Annotated in this window: 14 protein-coding genes; 8 read left to right on the top strand and 6 right to left on the bottom strand. The window is 65.0% G+C overall.

What is annotated here, in order from left to right:
- Positions 1–12: 12 nt before the first annotated feature.
- From GH681_RS01865 to GH681_RS01855, 3 genes are read right to left on the bottom strand one after another with little or no spacing between them, the layout of a single operon-like run.
- Positions 13–354: a hypothetical protein gene (locus GH681_RS01865; protein WP_153159753.1), complete on the bottom strand. Its 342-nt coding sequence runs from the start codon at positions 352–354 to the stop codon at positions 13–15.
- A 14-nt stretch (positions 355–368) separates the two neighbouring features.
- On the bottom strand, positions 369–1,709 hold the full coding sequence (locus tag GH681_RS01860; protein ID WP_153159752.1) for a restriction endonuclease subunit S: 1,341 nt from the start codon (positions 1,707–1,709) through the stop codon (positions 369–371).
- Entirely contained in the window at positions 1,706–3,547 is a 1,842-nt protein-coding gene (locus tag GH681_RS01855; RefSeq protein ID WP_153159751.1) for a class I SAM-dependent DNA methyltransferase, read from the bottom strand. Before GH681_RS01855 ends, GH681_RS01860 begins: the two co-directional genes overlap by 4 nt.
- 24 nt (positions 3,548–3,571) lie before the next feature.
- Between GH681_RS01855 and GH681_RS01850 the strand changes: the two genes are divergently transcribed.
- Positions 3,572–3,796: a DUF3820 family protein gene (locus GH681_RS01850; RefSeq protein WP_153159750.1), complete on the top strand. Its 225-nt coding sequence runs from the start codon at positions 3,572–3,574 to the stop codon at positions 3,794–3,796.
- Positions 3,797–4,249: 453 nt separating this feature from the next.
- On the opposite strand, the gene GH681_RS01845 is transcribed toward GH681_RS01850, so the two are convergent.
- From GH681_RS01845 to GH681_RS01835, 3 genes are read right to left on the bottom strand one after another with little or no spacing between them, the layout of a single operon-like run.
- The gene (locus GH681_RS01845; protein ID WP_153159749.1) at positions 4,250–5,149 is read right to left on the bottom strand and encodes a YihY/virulence factor BrkB family protein; all 900 of its coding nucleotides are present in this window, start codon (positions 5,147–5,149) and stop codon (positions 4,250–4,252) included.
- Positions 5,139–5,849 (bottom strand): hypothetical protein, encoded by a 711-nt coding sequence (locus GH681_RS01840; RefSeq protein ID WP_153159748.1) that lies wholly within the window; start codon positions 5,847–5,849, stop codon positions 5,139–5,141. The genes GH681_RS01845 and GH681_RS01840 overlap by 11 nt, the downstream gene beginning before the upstream one ends.
- 14 nt (positions 5,850–5,863) lie before the next feature.
- Positions 5,864–7,126 carry a phosphatidylserine/phosphatidylglycerophosphate/cardiolipin synthase family protein gene (locus GH681_RS01835; RefSeq protein ID WP_153159747.1) on the bottom strand — a complete coding sequence of 421 codons (1,263 nt, stop codon included), beginning with the start codon at positions 7,124–7,126 and terminating at the stop codon, positions 5,864–5,866.
- A gap of 572 nt (positions 7,127–7,698) precedes the next feature.
- Between GH681_RS01835 and GH681_RS01830 the strand changes: the two genes are divergently transcribed.
- The 7 genes from GH681_RS01830 (at position 7,699) to GH681_RS01800 (ending at position 16,473) form a co-directional block, all read left to right on the top strand.
- On the top strand, positions 7,699–8,409 hold the full coding sequence (locus tag GH681_RS01830) for a hypothetical protein (RefSeq protein ID WP_228111740.1): 711 nt from the start codon (positions 7,699–7,701) through the stop codon (positions 8,407–8,409).
- Between the two features lie 152 nt (positions 8,410–8,561).
- Complete coding sequence (locus GH681_RS01825) at positions 8,562–9,065, top strand: hemerythrin domain-containing protein (RefSeq protein WP_153159746.1); 504 nt, start codon at positions 8,562–8,564, stop codon at positions 9,063–9,065.
- Positions 9,066–9,077: 12 nt separating this feature from the next.
- On the top strand, positions 9,078–9,290 hold the full coding sequence (locus GH681_RS01820; RefSeq protein WP_153159745.1) for a hypothetical protein: 213 nt from the start codon (positions 9,078–9,080) through the stop codon (positions 9,288–9,290).
- A 174-nt stretch (positions 9,291–9,464) separates the two neighbouring features.
- A complete protein-coding gene (locus GH681_RS01815; RefSeq protein WP_194271104.1) occupies positions 9,465–10,205 on the top strand; it encodes an alpha/beta fold hydrolase in 741 nt (246 codons plus the stop codon).
- Between the two features lie 53 nt (positions 10,206–10,258).
- Positions 10,259–12,604 carry a catalase gene (locus tag GH681_RS01810; protein ID WP_153159743.1) on the top strand — a complete coding sequence of 782 codons (2,346 nt, stop codon included), beginning with the start codon at positions 10,259–10,261 and terminating at the stop codon, positions 12,602–12,604.
- A 671-nt stretch (positions 12,605–13,275) separates the two neighbouring features.
- Positions 13,276–13,944 (top strand): TetR/AcrR family transcriptional regulator, encoded by a 669-nt coding sequence (locus GH681_RS01805; RefSeq protein WP_153159742.1) that lies wholly within the window; start codon positions 13,276–13,278, stop codon positions 13,942–13,944.
- A gap of 51 nt (positions 13,945–13,995) precedes the next feature.
- Positions 13,996–16,473: an acyl-CoA dehydrogenase gene (locus GH681_RS01800; RefSeq protein ID WP_153159741.1), complete on the top strand. Its 2,478-nt coding sequence runs from the start codon at positions 13,996–13,998 to the stop codon at positions 16,471–16,473.

Here is a 16,473-nt window from a genome sequence, read left to right as displayed (position 1 = left end):
TGCAACGCCAGATCAAAGCCCAGGCATCTGAAATAACGCCCGTGCTCGCCCTTCGACCTGCGCCGTGTTCCAGCGCCATGACTTGCCGTCCTCCTGGAGCACGATCTGCTCGAACCCGTAGCCCACGTGCTGGGTCGGCTGTTCCAGCAGCGGCGCCAGTCGGTGCAAGGCTTCCGTGCCGAGGGCCGTCTGCGACCCGACGTAGCGCCTGTCGGACGGACTCAGGGCCGCGAGCGATGAACCCGTCGGGGTTGCGACATACAGCCAGGAGTCCGGGCGGCATTTCGGCGCATGGAAGGTGGATTCAATGACTGGCAAGTCGAAGACAGGAGCCAGATGGAGAGTCAGAGACATGGGCGCGCGATGGCTTACGCGGCTTCGTGTCGAACGTCGATCTTGCCGGTGACGGCGGCCGAAATCAGGGCGGTGCGGCGCTCCTTGAGGAGGGTGATGGCGCGGGTTGCCTCGGCGGTGAGGGCGTCGAGGCGGGCGGTTTCGGCGGTGAGGAATTTGGAGATTTGCCGCTGCTCTTCTAGCGGTGGCTCCGCAAGAACATAGTTTCTTATTGTTCCAACATTGACGTGAGGGGAAGTTGCACCGACAGTATCGAGCTGTCCCTGCCGGTAAGTACTCACCGAATTCAGTTGCCACATGAGGTAATGCGGGCACGTCGCAGAAGCCGTACGAAACTGCATCATTCTTTGCCCAAGGCAATACTTGTCAGTTTCGGGAATGAGTGCGGCAAAGCCCCACCGCTCGCCTTCGCGGCCATAGACAATGTCATCTTTGGCAAGAGCTTGCCTCCGAATTCGATTCACGTATTCAGCCTCGGTGACGGAATACATTGCACTGGAGTCGAGCTTGCCTTCTGTGACGTCCGCTGTTCGAACAACTTTGTAATCGCCGTCATCGTCGTAAATTGGCGTCTCGTGCGGACAATCCACGATGAGGTCCGCGGCATATTTTAGGCGAGTCAATCCCCAATGCGCTGGCACCTGCCCCAACCATTCCACCCCCGAATCCTTCATCGGCGCATCCGGGTTTAGGCCCTTGGTGACGGCATGGGAAATGGTGGCCTGGCGCTTTTCGGCGAGCAGCCGCAGGAGCTTCTCCTGCTCGCCAATCAGCGCGTCGATTTTCCCGGTCTCGCGGTCGAGGAAGGTGGCGATGGAGGTTTGTTCGGGGAGCGGCGGGAAGGCGCTGACGAAGTTTCTGACGAAATCGTCCGGGACACGCTTTTGTCCGCCGGCACCGTACATGCTGGCCTCACCATGATTGCGAAACTGCCTGGAATTGAATAGCCAGTTCAGATACTCGCCAGTGACGTGGTTTGTTTTGGGCCGCGCCACAATCAGCTCTGTTGTACCAAACCCAATGCCGCTAGACAGGCCACTCATCAACGCGCCCTTGCCATTTTCAAAGCAGGGTGTGATCTTGGCGATAGTTACATCACCATCTCGGAAATACGTATAGCCCGTTTCCACTTCAGCAAGGGGACGGATACGCTCAAGATTCAGAGTTCCGTCGTCGCCTATGGCTTCCATCGGCAGGAACGACACATCGGTACTGCGCGTGATGTCGGCAATTTCTGACTTGGATGGATTCAGCTCGGCAACCGTGCGTAATCGCTTTACCTCCCAATGCGCCGGCACCTCTCCCAGCCACTCAACCCCGCTGTCCTTGTACTCCCCATACCTCGGCAAGCTCATTCCGCCAGCCCTTCCAGCATCGCCATGATCCGGGCGGTGACGCCCTTCAGCTCCTCGTCGATCTCGTGCAGGCTGCGCGGCGCCTCGAAGACGTAGAAGTGGCGGTTGAACGGGATCTCGTAGCCGACCTTGGATTTCTCGTGGTCGATCCAGGCATCCGGCGCGTGGGGCAGGACTTCACGCTGGAAGTAGGCATCGATGTCCTCGGTGAGCGGCACGTTCTCGGTGTCGCGCAGGCTGCTGTCGGGCTGGGGCTTGCCCTTCTGCTTGCCGCGCTCGCCGAGCACGATGTTGCCCGCGTCGTCGCGCAGCGGGCGCTCGACGGTGATCGTGGTGTAGCCGAACTCCTCGTTCTTGAAGACGCGGGAGATGGGCACGCGCTTCACCTTGCCGCCTTTGGGGGCTGCCGGCTCGGCGTCGCCGAAGAGCAGGATCTGGCGGGCGACTTCCTTGCCCGTTGCGTCGAGCACGATGGCCTGTTCAGCCTCGACGAACTCGCCGAACAGCCGGGTGATGTCGGCGATGTGCTGCTCGGAGAGCTCCTTGCGCTTGCTGCCGAGGCTCTTCCTCATCTTCTGCCAGAAGCTGCTGGCGTCGATGAGTTGCACCCAGCCCTTGCGCTCGTCGGGCTTCTTGTTGGAGAGCACCCAGATGTAGGTGCTGATCCCGGTGTTGTAGAACATGTCGGTGGGCAGGCCGATGATGGCTTCGACCAGATCGTTCTCGAGCACGTAGCGGCGGATCTCGGATTCGCCGCTGCCGGCGCCGCCGGTGAAGAGCGGTGAGCCGTTGAGGACGATGCCGATGCGGGCGCCGCCATCCACCGCCGGGCGCATCTTGCTGATGAGGTGGAGCAGGAACAGCATCGAGCCGTCCGAGACCCTTGGTAGGCCGGGGCCGAAACGGCCGTCGAAGCCTTTTTCGGCGGCTTCCTTGCGCACGACCGATTCGACCTTCTTCCACTCCACGCCGAAGGGCGGGTTGGAGAGCATGTAGTCGAACTTGGTGTTGGCGTGGCCGTCGTCCGACAGGGTGTTGCCCGCCACGATGTTGTGCACGTCCTGCCCCTTGATGAGCATGTCGGCCTTGCAGATGGCGTAGGACTCGTCGTTGAGCTCCTGCCCGAACAGGTTGAGGCGGGCGGCGGGGTTGTGCTCGTGCAGGTATTCGCCGGCCACCGAGAGCATGCCGCCGGTGCCGGCGGTGGGGTCGTAGAGGGCGCGCACCACGGCGTTGCCGGCGGTGAGCACGTCGTCGTCCTCGATGAAGATCAGGTTCACCATCAGGCGAATGACCTCTCGCGGGGTGAAATGCTCCCCGGCCGTCTCGTTGGAGATTTCGGCGAACTTGCGGATCAGCTCTTCGAAGACGAGGCCCATCCGGGCGTTGTCCACCACGTCGGGGTGCAGATCGATGTTGGCGAACTTCTCGGTGACGAGGTAGAGCAGCCCGGCCTTGGCGAGGCGTTCAACCTGGGTGAAGAAGTCGAAGCGCTCGAAGATGTCGCGGGCCGCAGGCGAGAAGCCCTGGATGTAGGCGTAGAGGTTCTGGCGGATGTGGTCCTGGTCGCCGAGCAGGGTGGAAAGATCGAGCGGCGAGGTGTTGTAGAAGTAGCGCTGACCGGCCGCGCGGAGCAGGAAGGGGTCGGGGTTGAGGCCGGCCTTGGTCTTGGCTTCCAGCTCGGCGAGCACGGCGGGCTTGGTGGCAGCCAGCACGCAGTCGAGGCGCCGCAGGACGGTGAAGGGCAGCACGACCTTGCCGTATTCGGACTGTTTGTAGTCGCCACGCAGCAGATCGGCGACCGACCAGATGAAAGAGGAGAGGGCTTGGTGATTCATTGGCGTTGTCGATGAGCGGGGGGCATGAAGCGCGGCGCCGGGATTGTACTTCCCCGGCCCTCGAAGGGCGCAGGCGTCGCGCACCGCTTTGCCGGCGGCGATGGCTTCTTCGTGCCGTACATCGCCGAAGCGCAGCTCGCCCGGGAGGGCTTTCCCGCCGGGCAGCTGGGCCAGCTGCTCGCGCTGATGCACGAGCTGGATCACAACAACCTGCGGGCGCTCCTCGACCCACTGCGCCGGCCGGGCTGAAGCCAGCGAAGCAGCGTGGCTTGTCTTCGGCAGAGGCGTTGGCGGTCATGGCCAGGATCGGGACGGACTGGGCGCCGGCGTCGCCGCCCATCAGCGGGGCGATCTTCTTCGAGATGGCGCGGCCGAGGCCCGTTCTGCCGTATTTGCGGGTGATGGAGTTGTCGGTCTGCGCGAAGACGTAAAGGAGGTTTGGCAGTGCCTCTGGTGCGCTCCCGAACCTTGGCATTCTCTGATCAGCCCCCGCGCAACCAGGGCGACCAGGACGGCAATGTTGTTGATCAGTCCAATGAGCACAGGTCTGCATCGTGGTTGGAAGGGCTCCCAGCCTTTCTGAGGCGCAGGCGCCAACGGACCATTTGCGGATGGAGCCGACGAAAGGATGGTCAGACTATTGAGGGGAGGGCGATCAGGTCACGCTCGACTGTCAGCGCCGCCGCGGGCCGCCGTCGGCGATCAATCCGGCAGACTTGACTCAGCGACTACCGCGCCGCCGTGTGCGGATTGCTCTGCCTGCGAACCGCGTTCGTGGGCGTAGGCCCAGGTGAATTCGGCCCCCAGCAGAAAGATCTGCGCCGCGAAATAGACCCAAACCAGCAGCACGACCAGCGAGCCGGCCGCCCCGAAACCCGACGCGACGTTGGTCTTGCCCAGATACAGGCCGATCAGCAACTTGCCGATCTCGAACAGGAGCGCCGTCACGGCCGCGCCGATCCAGACGTCCTGCCAGGCGATCCGGGCTCGCGGCATGAGCTTGTAGATCATCGCGAAGAGCGCGGTCGAAATGGCGAAGGAGATGCAGAAATCAATCGCCTGGAAAACGGCCTCCCAGCCGGCGAAGTAGCCGTCCCACCATTTGCCGACGGCGGCGATCGCGGCACCGATCACCAGCGAGACCAGAAGCAGGAATCCGAGCCCGAGCACCAGGCCAAAGGAAAGCAGGCGGGTGTGCAGCAAGACGAGGATGCCCATCTTTCGTGCCGGGACGGGGACGCGCCAGATGCGGTCGAGGTCACTCTGCAATTCCGCGAACACGGTCGTCGCGCCGACGATCAGCATGATGGTGCTGAGCACGATGGCAACGAATCCCTGGGCGGGCTCGCTGGTGCTTTTCAGCAGCCCTTGCACGGCGATCGCGCCGTCGCGTCCGATCAGGCCTTGTATCTGCGCAACGATCTCACCGCGGGCAGCATCCTGGCCAAAGACGAGGCCGGCAATGGCGATGACGATGATGAGCAGCGGCGCAAGCGAGAACAGCGTGTAGTAGGCGAGGGCGGCGCCCATGCTGGGTGCAAAATCGTCCAGCCAGGCGTTAACCGAGCTGTCGATCAGACGCCTGATCTGACTAAGATCCATGGCGCTCACCCGCGGCGGCGGTTTCCCCGCCATCCGCCAGCGCTCGGGACGCGGACCGACGCGCCAGCCACAGGGGCGTCAGCACGCGCAGCACGCCGAGGACTTGCATCCAGTTGTGGGGGCGTCCGGGCTGATGCCGGCCCCTGGTGCGGCCCCGGCCACCCGCGAGATACCCGACGGCGATTCCGGCGAGCACACCGCCGCCGATGATGAGCGGTGAGTCGAGACGGCGGCGCAAGCGCTTTCGCAACGCCTGGTATTCGGCATGGGCGACCATCCTGCCTTCCTCGACATCCCGTTCGTACGGAGGGCGCGGGGGAGGGGCGTCGCCCGCCTCGATTTTCGGCTCGCTCCACAGCCCGAGCTGACGCTGCGTCGCCGCGAAAAGCGGCTTCGGGCTGCCCCGCATCAATAGCAGCACGATTCCGCCGGCGCCGGAAATACTGAGCAGGGCCGCGAGCCCCAGCGCAGGCCCCAGGCGGACGATGTCGTTCTGCACGAGGGCGACGATGAGGCCGGCCAGCAGACCAAGCCAGCCGGTGATCGCCAGACCGGCGGCCAGCAGGGCCAGCCCCAGCATGGACAACAGCCTCAGGCCGGCTTGCCTGCCCTCCACCGTCACCAGCGTGAGGAAGCGCCTGGCCACGGCGTGCACTGAAGCGAGCAAGGACGAAACGGATGCGGCGGCGGTGGAAGGCATGAGCGGGCCCTTGTCTAAAGTTGTGCGCCGACGAGCGACGCTGCGTGTTCCAGGAACTTCTCGGCAAGCGGCCGCCGTTGCCACGCGCGCAGGCTGATCTGCCGTGATTGCGACAGGTCGGCGTTGAACACTTCGATCTGTCGGCGCGCGAAATCGGCTGCGTAGATGTTCAGATTGGCTTCGTCATTGAGGCGAAACGAGCGGGTGTCGAAATTGGTCGAGCCGACCGACACCATCAGGCCATCGACGATCAGCACCTTGCAGTGATACATCGTCGGCTGGTACTCGTGAATCTCGGCGCCGGCTGCCAGCAGGGCGCCCCAGCGGGCCCGCGAGGCACGGCGGACGATGGCTGCGTCGCTGTGCTTGCCCGGCACGATGATGGTCACCTTGACTCCGCGTTCGAGTGCATCGACGAGCGCCCGCTTGCTGAGGGCGTCGGGGACGAAATAGGCGCTCGACAGGTGGATCGAGTGATGCGCCGCGCTGATCGCCAGCAGGTACATCAGATGCATGCTGTCGCTACCGCCGGAGGGCGAGCTGCTGAACATCTGGGCGGCCTCGTCGCCGGCTTCCCGCAGCGCCGGGAAGTAGTCGTCGCCGTGCAGGACGGCACCGGTGGCCTTGATCCAGTTGTCGAGAAATACGGCCTGCATCTGCGCCACCACCGGCCCCTCGGCCCTGAAGTGGGTGTCGCGCCAGTGCTGCGGATCCTGGGCATTGCCCGTCCACAGCCCGGCGATGCCGACACCGCCGGTAAAGCCCACCTTGCCGTCCACAACCAGCACCTTGCGGTGCGTACGGTTGTTCATGCGCGCCAGCGAGTACCAGTCGGGCTTGTGGAACTTGCGCACCTCGACACCGGCCGCCTCCATGACCGCGAGATGCGTCGGGTCCATCTTGTTGCTGCCCACCCAGTCGAGCAGCACATGCACCTTGACGCCGGCACGTGCCCGCTCGGCGAGCGCCTCGGCGAACGCCTTGCCGATGGCGTCCGACCAGTAGATGTAGCTCTCGAAGGTGATGGTCTTCGTCGCATCTCGAATGGCCGTGAGCATGGCCGGAAAGATCCGGTCGCCATTCAGCAGGGCTTCGAAACGGTTGTCATGCAGGATGGCCGGCCCGAGCAGCACCCCCATCGCGCGCCCAAAGGCCGGATCGGCGGCCGAATACAGGCGCTCGACGCTGTGTTCAATCTTCTTCTCGCCCGTGGCGAAGTTCAGCACCACGATGACCGCGAACAGCGCCGACGCGAGGGCGATTCCAAGTACCAGCATGGGGGAAACCTTCCCTTCGTTCGACGACTGTCGATGTTCGGTTTTGGTCCTCTCCCGAGTGCCCGGGTGCAGCAGGCCGCCGGCAGGACGAACCCAGTCTGAACCTCAAAAGTGCCGGCATATGTACGCAAGCCGACATATCGGCAGCGGAAGAGCGCGAGCAGGCGCCGTCTCAATGCCCAAAGCCTGGTGCCGGTCACGGCGACAGCCGCCGGTATGTGTGTTGTCCAACAGACCCGCTGGCGCCGGAACACTACCGTGCAGCATCTGGCCGATGTTATCGGGCATGACTCCTCGAAACCTGCAACCACCCGAAGGACTGCCATGGCAACCACGCGAACCGCACCTGTTGATCCACTGGAGTATTCAGACGGTCTGTCCGACGCCTACGCCGACAGCCCGCGTTCGTCGACCTGCGCCGTCTCGTGGGGGGCCATCGCTGCCGGCGCTGCCGCCGGCGCGTCCCTGTCCCTGATCCTGCTGATCCTCGGCGTCGGACTGGGCTTGTCTTCGGTATCGCCGTGGGCCCGTGAAGGCGTCAGCGCAGCGAGCTTTGGCGTGTCGACCATCGTGTGGCTCACGCTCACGCAGCTGCTTTCGTCTGCGATGGGGGCTACCTCGCCGGCCGGCTGCGAACGAAATGGATGGATACCGACCCCGACGAGGTCTACTTTCGTGACACCGCCCACGGCTTTCTGGCCTGGGCCGTGGCCTCCCTGGCCACCGCGGCGCTGCTGACTTCGGCGATCGGGTCCGTCCTGAGTGGCGGTGTCCAGGCCGGCGCTGCGGTTGTCGAAGGGGTTGCCAGTTCCGCCACCGTGGCGGCGGGCGGCATCGTGGCAGCGGGCCCGATGTCGTCGATGGAGCGCGGGCCGATGGCCTACTTCGTCGATTCCCTGTTTCGCCGGAGCGCAGGCGTCGAGTCTGCCCAGACGTCCGAGCGCACGATGGCCACGATGGCCAATGAGGCCGCCGAGGTGGGGCGCATCTTCACGAACGTCAGCCGCTCCGAACCCCTGCCGCCCGAGGACATCCAGTACGTCGGTCAGCTGGTTGCTAAACGCACCGGCATGTCGCAACACGACGCCGAGAAACGTGTCACCGACATCTACGCGCGCGCTCAGGCCCGGCTGAACGACGCGGAAGTTGCCGCCAGATCCAGCGCCGACAAGGCGCGCAAGGCGTCGGCCTACGCGGCGCTGTGGACTTTCGTCTCATTGCTCAGTGGCGCCTTCGTCGCCAGCCTGGCCGCCACTTACGGTGGCCGGCAGCGCGATGCCTGAGCATTCCTTCCAGATCGCCGACCTAAGGAGGCCCGACCATGCGTTCACTCGTGCTGCTGTTTCTGGGCATACCCATTCCGATCATCATTTTGATCGCGTTGTTCGTGCATTGATTGCACACCCCATCCCCACCAGATAACCAAGGAACTGCCATGACAGCCAGCACCAAGACCCTCACTACCAAAACCCCCGCCACACCGAAGCCCGCCGCTGCTGCGCAGGACGCGATCGCCTTGCTCAAGGCGGACCACGGAACGGTGAGTGGACTGTTTGAAGAGTACGAAAAAGCGGATTCCAGCAAGAAGAGGAAGGCGCTCGTCGCCGAGATCTGCACCGAATTGAGCGTCCACGCGCAGATCGAGGAGGAGATCTTCTACCCGGCGGTCAAGGCGGCACTCAAGGACAAGCTCCTGGTGCCGGAGGCCACGGTCGAGCATGCCAGCCTCAAGGACCTGATCGCCCAGATCGAAGGGGTTGAGCCTGACGGCGAGCTCTATGCGGCCAAGGTCAAGGTGCTGTCCGAATACGTCAAGCACCACGTCAAGGAAGAGCAGAACGAGATGTTCCCCAAGGCCAAGGCCACGTCACTGGATCTGGCTGAGCTGGGTGTGCAGATGGCCGCGCGCAAGACCGAGCTTCTCGCCGCCCGCGCCTGAAGGGATACGACCATGTCCAATCCCTGGCTTAAAAAGAATCCGTTCATGAGCATCTGGCTGAGCGCGGCAAACCGGATGGCCAGCACGATGCGCGGCCAGGCGGCCGCCCAGGCCAAGCGCCAGATCAATGCTGCGGTGACCAAGGCCACCGACGACAACCTGAAGACCCTGCTCGGCACGACCGCGCCTGCAGCGCCCAAGGCCAAACCGAAACGACGCAGTTGAAACCGGCCTGCGCCACAACCCGGCGGCCCGGCGATCCGAAATCGCCACGCAGCACGAAACGCCTGACGTGGAATGACAGTGACTCGGCAGGTTTCCCTGGCACACCGCGTAACGGCCGGTCTGCGCAGGGGGTTTCATACGGCGGCGTCTCGTCGCATCCACGACAGGAAGACCATGAGAAGAAATAACGCAGCCACCGCCCTGAACCCCTCGCTGACCTTGCTGGAACCGTTCCGCGCAGCCATGGAGTTGACCTTTCTCCAGTTCACAGCGCCCCCCAAGGCGCTGCCCGGCGACGGGCATCCCGTGGTGATCTTCCCGGGCCTCGGGGCCGACGGCACGTCGGTGTCGATCCTGCGAGCCCACTGCCAGGACCTCGGCTACGAGGCGTTCGACTGGGGGCAGGGGTTCAACACCGGGCCGCGGGGCGAGGCCGGTGCCTGGCTCGAAGCGCTGGCGGATGAGGTTTCCCGGCAACTCGAGAAACACGATAAACCGGCGACGCTCATCGGCTGGAGCCTTGGCGGCCTGTACGCACGGGAGCTTGGCAAGCTGCTCGCCCCAAAGCTGCGGCAGGTGATCACGATCGCCACGCCGTTCAATGGCAGCGCAGACGACATCAGCGCGAGCTGGATATCCAGCCTTCTCGGCGGCGGTGCCGCCAGCATCGATCCGCTGTGGATCGAACGCCTGCGCATGCCGCCACCCATCCGCACGACGTCCATCTACAGCCGATCCGATGGCGTGGTCGCATGGGAAACCTGCCGCCACGACGAGGGCTCCAGGCTGGTCGAGGACATCGAGGTCGACGGCAGCCACATGGGCATGGGCTGGAACCGGGAGGTGCTGAACATCGTCGCCGACCGACTCGGCCAGCATGCCGGCCCTTGGCGCCCCTACGGCGGCCCGACCTGAACGCCCAAACCTCACCCGGTCGATGACGACCCTCAACCACTCGGCGCAAACCCATGAAAAAGACTGATCCCAAATCGGTGGCTGCCCTTACGCAGCCGCTCCCGGCACGCGACCCCGGTGCCGCCGACGCGTTGGCGGAACAAGCCTCCGCGGTCGAGGCCCTCGTCGCGTCGATGCCGTACAACGCCAGCAAGAGCAAGGAGTTCGGGCGGGACAACGCGATCGCGCCACCGGCCGGGCAGACGCTGGCGCCGACGTCCGCCCTGGCATCGGCCAGCACCCTCAGCGAAGCCAATCTCTCGGCCAAGACCAGCGGCAGCACAGCCTCGCTCGACCGGGCGCGCGTCGACTCCGCCGGAGAGGTGCTGACCACCAATCAGGGCGTCGCCGTCGGTGACAACCAGAATTCGCTGAAAGCCGGCCTGCGCGGGCCGAGCCTGCTGGAAGACTTCATCCTGCGCGAGAAGATCACCCACTTCGACCACGAGCGCATTCCGGAGCGCATCGTTCATGCGCGCGGATCGGCCGCCCACGGCTACTTCGAGGCCTACCGGCCGCTGACCGACCTCACCCGTGCGGCCCCCTTCCAGGAGGCGGGCAAGATCACGCCGGTCTTCGTGCGCTTTTCCACCGTCGCCGGCGAACGGGGCTCGGTGGATACGGCGCGTGATGTGCGTGGCTTCGCGGTCAAGTTCTACACCGACGAGGGCAACTGGGATCTGGTGGGCAACAACATCCCGGTCTTCTTCATCCAGGATGCAATGAAGTTCCCGGACCTGATCCACGCCGTCAAACCCGAACCGCACAACGGCTTGCCGCAGGCGGCGTCGGCCCACGACACCTTCTGGGATTTTGCCTCGCTGATGCCGGAAACCACCCACACGCTGATGTGGGTGATGTCCGACCGTGGCATTCCGCGCAGCTATCGGATGATGCAGGGTTTTGGCGTGCACACCTTCCGGCTGGTCAATGCGGCGGGCGAGTCGCACTTCGTCAAGTTCCACTGGACGCCCAAGCTGGGCACCCATTCGCTGGTCTGGGACGAGGCGGTCAAGATCGCCGGCGCCGATTCCGACTTCCATCGCCGCGACCTGTGGGACGCCATCGAGGCCGGCGAGTACCCGGAATGGGAGCTCGGCCTGCAGATCTTCACCGAAGATGAGGCCGAAGCCTTCAGCTTCGACGTGCTTGACGCCACCAAGCTGATCCCCGAAGAGCTGGTGCCGGTAACGCCGGTCGGCCGCATGGTGCTCAACCGCAACCCCGACAACTTCTTTGCCGAAACCGAGCAGGTCGCCTTCTGTACCGCGCACGTGGTGCCGGGCATCGACTTCAGCAACGATCCGCTGCTGGCGGGCCGCATCCACTCCTATGTCGACACCCAGATCACCCGGCTGGGTGGGGCAAACTTCCACGAGATCCCGATCAACGCGCCGCTGGCGCCGGTCCACAACAACCAGCGCGATGGCTTGCACCGTCAGGCCATCCCCAGAGGCCGCGTTGCCTATGAGCCCAACTCGCTCGGCGGCGGCTGTCCGTTTCAGGCCGGTGCGGCAGGGTTCGTGTCTTTCCCGGAGCCGCTTGCCGGCGACAAACTGCGCGGCAAGCCGGAGAAGTTTGCCGACCACTACACTCAGGCCACCCTTTTCTATGAAAGTCAGACCGAGGTCGAAAAGGCGCACATCGTCGGCGCCTTCCGCTTCGAACTGAGCAAGCTCACCGTGCCGGCGATCCGGGAACGCATGCTGGCCTCGCTGGTGAACGTGTCCGCCGACATGGCCGCGAAAATCGCGGCAGGACTTGGCATGAACGTGCCCGAGGCGATGCCGCTGGCGCTGGCGAAATCCACCGCACCCGAAGTCGTCATGTCGCCGGCCTTGTCCCTGACGGCCCTGCCCGGCGACGGCGGTATCCGCACCCGCAAGGTGGCGATCCTGGCCGCCGATGGCGTGCACGGTGCTTCCATCGTCGCCGTTCAGGCTGCGCTGACCGCAGCCGGCGCCGTCACGTGCATTGTCGCCCCGCGCCTTGGTCCGGTTAGAACCGCCGACGGCGAGTCGGTGGAGGCGACCGGTACGCTGGAGAACTCACCGCCGGTACTGTTCGACTCGCTCGTCCTGCCCGACGGAAGCGACGGGGTAGGGCTGCTGGCCGGATACGGGCAGACGCTGGAGTTCGTGACCAACCAGTATCGCCACGGCAAGACCATCCTGGCCATCGGCGCCTCAAAGGCCATCCTCGACGAAGCGGGCATCTCAACCCAGCTGCCCTCGGGCGGTCCTGATCCCGGCGTTCTGCTGTCCAGCGTCGAGGCGATCGACAAGGGCACGACTGCCTTCATCGCCGCCGCAGGCAAGCACCGGCACCCCGCACGCGAGACGGACCCTCCGCGGATCTGAACTGATCCCGATCATCACGCCGCGGCGATGTCTATCCGAATCGCCGCGGGTTGCGTTGACGGCCCCATTCCTCAAAAAGACCCCGCCGCTCATCTTCGACCGGCGGGTGCGGGACGTTGTGACTGCGTTTCCGGGCAAGCGGCGCCGGCGCCTGATCCGCTCGCGCGCGAGCAACTGGATGAAACTCTCCACCACGGCCTTTGCGCGCCAGAAAGCCATCGACCAGCCTACGCGCTGCTTGACGCGGCGAACACCGGCTTGAGTCAGGTCTGGTCCCCGCTGCCGGCAGGGGGCGACAGATACCTTCTTGCGCCCGCCGCCGAGCGCACCTACTGCGACGCTCAACAGAATCGGGTTCAGGCCAAGGTGAAACGCCGGTCGAACCCGGCCCTCCCAACGCAACTCCGGGTGGAGGGTTCGTCCAGGGCTGGCCCGCCTCGTCGCCACGGGGAACACGCCCGTGAAGTGAGCTGCAGCCGGGTGCCAGTCGGAGCGTGCGGGTGTTGGGATGCATGTGGCGGATTCGCTGCGGCCACCTCAGGTTTCATTTATCAGTCTCCACCAATGCCGCCTCCGGTGATGCGCAAACCCGTTGACTTTGATCAAACTAAACGTATGATTAAAACGTCTGTTTGATTTTGCTCCGTCAGCCATCTTTCGAGGCCACGCCCATGCGCGACGATTCCGCCAAGACTTTGCCCGATACCCGCAGCCGCATTCTCGATGCGGCCGAGGTGCTGTTCATGGAGCATGGCTTCGACGGTACGTCGATGCGCATGATCACCGGCAGCGCCGGGGTCAATCTGGCGGCGGTGAATTACCACTTCGGCACCAAGGAGCTGCTGATCCAGGAGGTCTTCCGCCGGCGGCTGACCGATCTCAACAACGCCCGTGTGGCGGTGCTGGATCAGATGGAGGCCGAGGCGGGCGGGGCGCCGCTCAAGCCGAGCCGCATCGTCGATGCCTTCTTCGGCACCGCGCTGCGGATGGCGGCCGATGTGGATGGCGGCGGGCACACCTTCATGTGCCTGCTCGGCCGCACCTACACCGAGCCCAACGAGTTCGTGCGCAAGTTTCTGGCCGAGGAGTACGCCGAGTGCGTCGAGCGCTTTCTCTCTGCGCTGTACCGGGCGCTGCCCGAGGTGGAGCTCAAGGAGATCCTGTGGCGCTTCCACTTCATGATGGGCGCCATGTCCTACGCCATCGCCGGCACCGACGCGCTGCAACTTGTCACCGGCAAATTCGATGATGAACACCCGTCGCGCCTGGCGCCGCGGTTGATGAGTTTTCTGCTGGGCGGCCTGCGCGCGCCGCTGGCGGATTTTGGTTCGAATCCATAAAGAAACGGATGCGGGCCGAGAACGACGGCACCGCACGCGAGGAGACATCTCATGGCTTACTGGTTTCTGGTTTCCCTCCCTCCCCTGGTGGTCGCGCTCGCCTACGGGCGAGCGCCTTTTTTTGCTTGGTATGGGGTGGGGCTGGCGTGGATTGCGGCGCTCGGCTGGCTGGCCGCGTGGCCGGTGGCGCTGACTACCGGCGTGGTGGCCGCGGTGGCAGTGATCGGGGCGGTCTTCCTGCTGCCCGCCGTGCGGCGCGGTTTGGTGACGGCGCAGATCTTCAAGCCGTTCCGCAAGGCGCTGCCTTCGATGTCGCAGACCGAGAAGGACGCGCTGGAGGCCGGCACGGTGTGGTGGGAAGGCGAGCTGTTTGCCGGCAAGCCGGACTGGAACCGCCTGCTGGCCTTCCCCAAGCCCACGCTGACGCCCGAGGAGCAGCGCTTTCTCGACGTGGAAACCGATGAGCTGTGCCGCCTCACCAAAGACTGGGAATGCACCCAGCAGCAGGACATGCCGGCCGAAGTCTGGCGTTACATCAAGGAGAAGGGCTTCCTCGGGATGATCATTCCCAAGGAGTTCGGCGGCAAGGGCTTCTCGGCGTACGCCCACTCCCAGGTGGTGACCAAGCTGTCCACCCGCTCCTCGGCGCCGGCCGTCACCGTGATGGTGCCCAACTCCCTCGGCCCGGCCGAGTTGCTGCTGCACTACGGCACGCCGGAGCAGAAGCGCCACTACCTGCCGCGCCTTGCCAGCGGGCAGGACATCCCGGCCTTTGCGCTCACCAGCCCGTGGGCGGGTTCGGATGCGGCGTCGATCCCGGATTCGGGCGTGATCTGCCGCGACATCTACCAGGGCCGCGAGGTGCTGGGGATGCGCGTGAGCTTCGACAAGCGCTACATCACCCTGGCGCCGGTGTGCACGGTGTTCGGGCTGGCTTTCCGCCTGTACGACCCGATGCACCTGCTGGGCGACGTGGAAGACCTCGGCATCACCTGCGCGCTGGTGCCCCACGACCACCCGGGCGTGGATATCGGCCGGCGTCACTTCCCGCTCAACGCGGTGTGGATGAACGGCCCGATCCGCGGCAAGGACGTGTTCATGCCCCTGGAGTTCATCATCGGCGGCCCCAAGATGGCGGGTCAGGGCTGGCGGATGCTGATGGAGTGCCTGGCGGCCGGGCGTTCGATCTCGCTGCCCGGTTCCAACACCGGCATGCTCAAGATGACCGCCCGCGCGGTGGGCGCCTATGCCCGCGTGCGCTACCAGTTCAAGACGGCGGTGGGCAAGTTCGAGGGCGTCGAGGAAGCGCTCACCCGCATCGGCGCCAACGCCTACCTGTGCGACGCCGCGCGGGTGATGACCGCCGGCGCCATCGACCTGGGCGAGAAGCCGTCCGTCGTGTCGGCCATCGTCAAGTACCACGTGACCGAGCGCGCACGGCAATCGGTGAATGACGGCATGGACGTGATTGGCGGCAAGGGCATCTGCCTGGGCCCGCAGAACTTCCTCGGCCGCGCCTACCAGCAGGTGCCGGTGGGCATCACGGTGGAAGGCGCCAACATCCTCACTCGCAGCCTGATCCTCTTCGGCCAGGGAGCGATCCGCTGCCACCCCTATGTGCTGAAGGAAATGGACGCCGCCCGCAGCGGCGATCTGGCCGCCTTCGACGACGCCTTCTGGGGCCACATCGGCTACACCATCAACAACGCCGGCCGGGCGCTGGTGATGGGCATGACAGGCTCGCACTTCGTGTCGGTGCCGGACGGCATCGCGCCGGAGGTGCGCCGTTACTACCAGCAGCTCACCCGCTTCTCGGCCGCCTTCGCCTTCATCGCCGACATCTCGATGGGCACCCTCGGAGGCGCGCTCAAGCGCAAGGAAAAGCTCTCGGCGCGGCTGGGCGACATCCTCTCGCTGATGTACCTGGCATCCGCCACCCTCAAGCGCTTCGAGGACGAAGGCCGCCAGAGCGCCGATCTGCCGCTGCTCCACTGGGCGATCTGGGACTGCATGTTCAAGATCCAGAACGCCTTCGAAGGTGTGATCGCCAACTTCCCCAACCGCTTCTTCGCGCTGCTGCTGCGGCGGGTGGTGGTCTTCCCCCTCGGCCGGCCCTACGTGGTGCCGTCCGACAAACTGGGCCATGAAGTGGCGACCCTGCTCATCAACCCCTCCGCAACCCGCGACCGGCTCACCTCCGACGTGCATCTGCCCACTGATCTGGAAGAGCCCGTCGGTGCGCTGGAGGCCGCGCTGCTGGCGACCCTCGCTGCCGAGCCCATCGAGGCCAAGGTGCGCCAGGCGATCAAGCGCGGCGAGTTCAAGCCCGGCCTGCTGGTGAATGGCGGCGTCGATGCGCTGTACGACGCGGCCTTCACCGCCGGCATCATCAGCGGCGAGGAACATCGCCTGATCCACCGTCGCGGCGAGCTGCGCGACAAGGTGATCCGGGTGGATGACTTCCCCTACGACTTCGGCCTGCGCGACGCGCTCGCCGACCTGACCGAACCGCAGAAGCAGGCCGCCTGA

Origin of the sequence: Zoogloea sp. 1C4, assembly GCF_009469605.1 — a bacterium.
Taxonomy (GTDB): Bacteria; Pseudomonadota; Gammaproteobacteria; order Burkholderiales; family Rhodocyclaceae; genus Zoogloea; species Zoogloea oryzae.
The sequence above is the reverse complement of the archived record's forward strand: the minus strand, read 5'-3'. Positions and strand labels throughout refer to the sequence as shown.